Raw genomic sequence first — 4,525 nt, 5'->3', positions numbered from 1 at the left:
GCAAAACGAGCAGTAATCCAAATAGACCCATCACCCCCTCCTCCTCAGCTCACTGCAATATGGCTTTGATAGGCTAGACCGACCCTTTTTCTTTTAAACGATCCTTCGAGTTCAAGATGGTCCAACATACACATGACAACATCGTCATAAGCCACATTCAGCTCTTGAAATCTGCTGAACAAGTGACCGGCTACCTCTGCTTCGGAAAAGTCCTTGATCGTCTCCTGCATCGGAACAGGCAAGATTTCCGTTGTGACATGCAGATAAGCAATATCTGAATGCTCTCTCGAATCTGTCATGGTTCCCGGACACATCATGGTCCAATCGAGGTCCGTCCGCTGCAGCCTTTCGAAATTCCGGTTGTGGTTTTTATACTCAGGCGGAAAGCCGGGTAAATTGTTGCCGATCAGATCCGTATATGGAATATCCAGCAGGCCGGCTCCTCCCATAACCCATACCCGTCCAGAGAAACTAGGCTCCAGTTCGCATTGGCTTATAATGTTATCGACGATACGGACAAACTCTTCTCCCTGCCCCGCATGGCCGGCTGCAATAATAGCGGCGTCTTGATTCACAAGTGCCTCACGAACGCTCACCGGGTCCATCATATCGTCCACGATCACCTTCACATGCTTTTTGGAATGCTCACCCAGCTGATCGTAAAGCTTCTCAGCATTTCGCACAAATGCGGTCATTTCATGCCCCATTTGTATCCCTTGTGCCAACACTCTTTTCCCTGTATTCCCCGTCGCTCCAAAAACAATGATTTTCATCGTTATGTCCTCCTCTTCATGGGTCCCAATATTTGGTTAGCTCAAGCTTAGCATCGCTTCAAAAGGATGTTAAGAACCCACTTTAAAGTAGGGGACTTACTTAAAAGTAAGTATGAAGGAAAGGGATACAATGCTTTTACAGGAGTGTGACTGCAGGGAAGCAAAAAGCTGCCCGGAAATCCCGTGGCAGCTTTTATTTGGAGTTGATTGAATTCGTGTACAAGTTCATTAAATCCGCTTTATGACGCCGGCTCTTCATACTTCCGCTTATTATGATTCTCTCCCCAAGCACACATGACTTCCGCAACAGGAATCAAGGTTTGGCCGTATTCACTAAGGGAATATTCTACTCTTGGAGGGACTGTCGGGTAAACCGTTCGATCGACTACGCCTTCTCGTTCCAAATCCCGGAGATGTTGTGCAAGCATTTTTTGCGAAACATCAGGGATAAGCTTTTCCAGATCGCTGAATCGCTTTGTAGAATCAATCAAAAGCCATAAAATCATCGGCTTCCATTTGCCACTTAGAACATGAATGATGGTCTCAATCGGACATTCACGCTGATGAATCATTGATGAATCATCCCCTTACCTGTAAGTAAGTACATTAACTACAAAGAACATAACAAAATTTTACATTAGCCCCTACAATCAAGTCAATCCATAACCGTCTGAAACGTATTGGCCACCCCCATTCCGAATACCTCACGGTGTCCAAGCATTCCTGCATGAAGCGGAATACCTTATGATATCCACTTAAAGTTAGGAGCTGATATCATGAGCCGTTTTCCGGATGTGGTCATCATCGTCAGAAGCAAAAAAAACTTTGCCAACATCGGCAAAGTACGCATTATAGGTAGCGCGTCCCCTTGCCTCAGTACTTTAAAAATAGGGGCACCCGTAAAAGATGCTGTGCTCTGTCTGCTTAAAAACGGGTTTGTAATTACGGAACAGAAAAATATTGGTGTTTTCTTCCGTATTCGATAAGTGAGGTCCGGCAGTGTTGCCTGGGCGCAAGCAAAATCCACCTATTGTCACCAATAAATTAGCAGCAGCCAAGGACGAGAAAACAATAGTCCAGACTGCTGCTGTTTGATTAATCTTCACCTTTAGTCAAATGAACATAATGTTAGTCTTCGATTGCCTGGTAGACCGCAGCCCAGAAGTCGTGAATAAAAATGTATGCAATGTTCCGATCAATGGAAGGTTTGCTGAATTCGAGACAGCTGGAAGGATGGAGAAGACCATGTTACGCCCGCTTTTTGTACGCCCTCATCGCAAAGACATAAGCTACGAGCACAATGCCGACGCACCATGCCAGAGCAATCCAGATATCATTGCCTACCGGTTGATTTGACAATAGCGCACGGATGGTTTCTACAATAGAGGTTACCGGCTGGTTTTCGGCAAAAGCCCGAACGACCTTCGGCATCGAATCGGTCGGCACAAAGGCCGAGCTGATAAATGGCAGGAAGATCAGCGGATAGGAAAATGCGCTGGCCCCTTCGACCGATTTTCCGGACAATCCGGCAATCGCTGCGACCCATGTCAAAGCCAGTGTAAACAGCAGGAGTATACCGGTTACAGCGAGCCATGGCAGAACCCCTGCCGAGGAGCGAAAGCCCATAAGGAGCGCTACGAGAATGATGACGACAAGAGAAATCATGTTGGATACCAGCGAGGTCAGCACATGCCCCCATAACACGGCGGAACGCGCAATCGGCATGGAGTGGAACCGCTCAATAATGCCCCGCTGCTTATCCATAAACAGGCGGTAAGCCGTATAGGATATCCCGCTCGCAATCGCAATCAGCAGGATGCCGGGCAGCAGGTAGTTCACATAGTTATCCGTTCCGGTGTGGATTGCGCCGCCAAACACATAGACAAACAGCAGCATCATCGCAATCGGTGTGATGCAGACCGTAATGATGGTGTCCATGCTGCGGAATATATGACGCATGGAACGTCCAAGCATAACCCCCATATCGCTAAAAAAGTGATTTTTGACTGTCTCCATTTACATAGCCTCCTTCTTTCCGACGATTGCGAGGAATATCTCTTCTAATGTCGGCTGTTTTTCTACATACTCCACCTTTGCAGATGGGAACAGCTTTTTTAGCTCAGAGAGCGTGCCACTCGCAATAATCCTGCCTTCATGCAGAATGGCTATACGGTCGGCAAGCTGCTCGGCTTCCTCCAAATATTGCGTGGTCAGGAAGATCGTCGTGCCGCCGCCGGCAAGTTACTTGACGGTCTTCCAAACCTCGATGCGGGCCTCGGGGTCAAGAGCGGTAGTCGGCTCGTCGAGGAAAATGATCTGTGGATTGCCCACAAGGCTCAAGGCGATATCGAGCCTGCGGCGCATCCCTCCCGAATAAGTCGCTGCCTTGCGGTCAGCGGCGTCCGTCAAGCCGAAGCGTTGCAGCATACTATCCGCGAACTGGCGCGGATTTTTGAGGTGCCGCAGCTTGGCGATCATAATCAGATTTTCCCGCCCGGTCAAAATTTCGTCCACGGCGGCAAACTGCCCGGTCAGGCTGATCGATTGTCGTACCCGGTCGGGCTTTGATGCGACGTCACAGCCGTTTACGTTGGCGGTTCCTCCGTCCGGTTTGAGGAGCGTGGTGAGGATTCTGACCATCGTCGTCTTGCCCGCCCCGTTGGAGCCAAGCAGGGCGAAAATCTCACCTCGCCCCACTTCAAGATCGACGCCTTTTAGAACTTCTGTGTCCTTAAAAGATTTTCGCAGACCCTTCACTTCAATTGGTTTTTCCATCCGGGTACCCCTCTTTTACTTTGTTTTATCCGTTGCCTTTTTTATGGCCTTGTTATTTTCTCGGGCAACCGCTTCCTGATAGATGTCAGCGTAAGTTTTTGAATCTTTGATGAGATCGTCGCAGAAAGCCGCTACGTCTCTTCCCGTCACTACGAGCACGCCTTTCCCCAGAGCTGCGCCCTCTTCAAAAAGATCGACAATTCCCGAAAGTATACCGGTCCCTTCGGTTAGCTCCACAGGGCCTACTTTAAAGAGATATTTTTGAATCTCCTTATACACAATCTGATAATCCCGCGGGAGCGCTTTGACTCGCGCCACGGGCGCCCGCCACTCTTTTTTGCCTTCGATGATATCTCGTATACTCATGTGATCCTCCTCCTATTTGCCTAATTTTTTGGCGATATTATAGTTGAGCTGCTCGCGCCACTTGTCACGAAAAGACTTTGCCCCTTCTTCGCCGGCCAGCGCTGAACAGAAGACTTGGATATCGTCACCCAGAACCTCTTGAACACTCTGGCCGTCCGCCGCAGTTTCTTCAAGCAGGCCTAGCACACCGTCAAGAATCGGCATGAGGTTGCGGCCGGTGAAGTCGGAATGCACCCAAAGGTTGGCATTAATTTTTTTTCCACGCCGCTTGATAATCAGCAGGCAGCTTTTGGGCCCGCGATTCAAAGGCTTTCATTTCTTTGGTCATGTCGCTGCCGGTGATTTTTTCCCAAAAATTCATTGTTCCCTCTCCTTTAACTCGTTTATTTTGGATGATACAAACTCCCATTTTTCCCAGAACTTCCGCAGCTCCGCACGCCCTGCGTCGTTGATCGCGAAAAACTTTCGCGGCGGTCCCATGTCGGAAGGTTTCTTGGTGATCTCCACCAACTTGTTTTTTTCAAGCCGGATCAGAATGGTGTATACCGTTCCTTCCACAACATCTGTGAAGCCGAGGGCGTTCAGCTGCCGCGTAATTTCGTAGCCGTAGG

Annotated in this window: 6 protein-coding genes and 2 pseudogenes; 1 reads left to right on the top strand and 7 read right to left on the bottom strand. The window is 48.9% G+C overall.

Annotation, left to right across the window (positions count from 1 at the left end):
• Positions 1 to 44 precede the first annotated feature (44 nt).
• Together CPT76_RS08840 and CPT76_RS08835 are read right to left on the bottom strand one after the other, a co-directional pair.
• Positions 45 to 773, bottom strand: coding sequence for an NAD(P)-dependent oxidoreductase (locus tag CPT76_RS08840; RefSeq protein ID WP_105442656.1), 729 nt, complete (start codon positions 771 to 773; stop codon positions 45 to 47).
• 239 nt (positions 774 to 1,012) lie between these two features.
• Complete coding sequence (locus tag CPT76_RS08835; RefSeq protein WP_089547588.1) at positions 1,013 to 1,345, bottom strand: winged helix-turn-helix transcriptional regulator; 333 nt, start codon at positions 1,343 to 1,345, stop codon at positions 1,013 to 1,015.
• 204 nt (positions 1,346 to 1,549) lie between these two features.
• Here CPT76_RS08835 and CPT76_RS08830 point away from each other — a divergent pair, with 204 nt between their 5' ends.
• Complete coding sequence (locus tag CPT76_RS08830; protein ID WP_105442655.1) at positions 1,550 to 1,759, top strand: hypothetical protein; 210 nt, start codon at positions 1,550 to 1,552, stop codon at positions 1,757 to 1,759.
• Positions 1,760 to 2,021: 262 nt separating this feature from the next.
• Here CPT76_RS08830 and CPT76_RS08825 read toward each other — a convergent pair whose 3' ends face one another.
• From CPT76_RS08825 to CPT76_RS08805, 5 genes and pseudogenes are all read right to left on the bottom strand, one after another.
• Entirely contained in the window at positions 2,022 to 2,789 is a 768-nt protein-coding gene (locus CPT76_RS08825) for an ABC transporter permease (RefSeq protein ID WP_105442654.1), read from the bottom strand.
• Positions 2,790 to 3,548: pseudogene (locus tag CPT76_RS08820) on the bottom strand (ABC transporter ATP-binding protein).
• 15 nt (positions 3,549 to 3,563) lie between these two features.
• Positions 3,564 to 3,914, bottom strand: a complete 351-nt coding sequence (locus tag CPT76_RS08815; protein ID WP_105442653.1) for a DUF1048 domain-containing protein — start codon at positions 3,912 to 3,914, stop codon at positions 3,564 to 3,566.
• Positions 3,915 to 3,926: 12 nt separating this feature from the next.
• Positions 3,927 to 4,275: pseudogene (locus CPT76_RS08810) on the bottom strand (DUF1048 domain-containing protein).
• Positions 4,272 to 4,525: PadR family transcriptional regulator (locus CPT76_RS08805; RefSeq protein ID WP_105442652.1), on the bottom strand; the 254-nt coding region annotated here is incomplete at its 5' end. The gene CPT76_RS08805 and the pseudogene CPT76_RS08810, both read right to left, overlap by 4 nt.

The sequence above is a fragment of the Paenibacillus sp. AR247 genome, from assembly GCF_002968895.1.
Taxonomy (GTDB): domain Bacteria; phylum Bacillota; class Bacilli; order Paenibacillales; family Paenibacillaceae; genus Paenibacillus_AQ; species Paenibacillus_AQ favisporus.
Note: the sequence above shows the minus strand (reverse complement) of the source record. Positions and strands in the feature narration are given on the sequence as shown.

Coding starts and splice junctions, on each gene's coding strand:
- CPT76_RS08840 (WP_105442656.1), bottom strand. CDS start 773: ATGAAAATCATTGTTTTTGGAGCGACGGGGAATACAGGGAAAAGAGTG.
- CPT76_RS08830 (WP_105442655.1), top strand. CDS start 1,550: ATGAGCCGTTTTCCGGATGTGGTCATCATCGTCAGAAGCAAAAAAAAC.
- CPT76_RS08815 (WP_105442653.1), bottom strand. CDS start 3,914: ATGAGTATACGAGATATCATCGAAGGCAAAAAAGAGTGGCGGGCGCCC.
- CPT76_RS08825 (WP_105442654.1), bottom strand. CDS start 2,789: ATGGAGACAGTCAAAAATCACTTTTTTAGCGATATGGGGGTTATGCTT.
- CPT76_RS08835 (WP_089547588.1), bottom strand. CDS start 1,345: ATGATTCATCAGCGTGAATGTCCGATTGAGACCATCATTCATGTTCTA.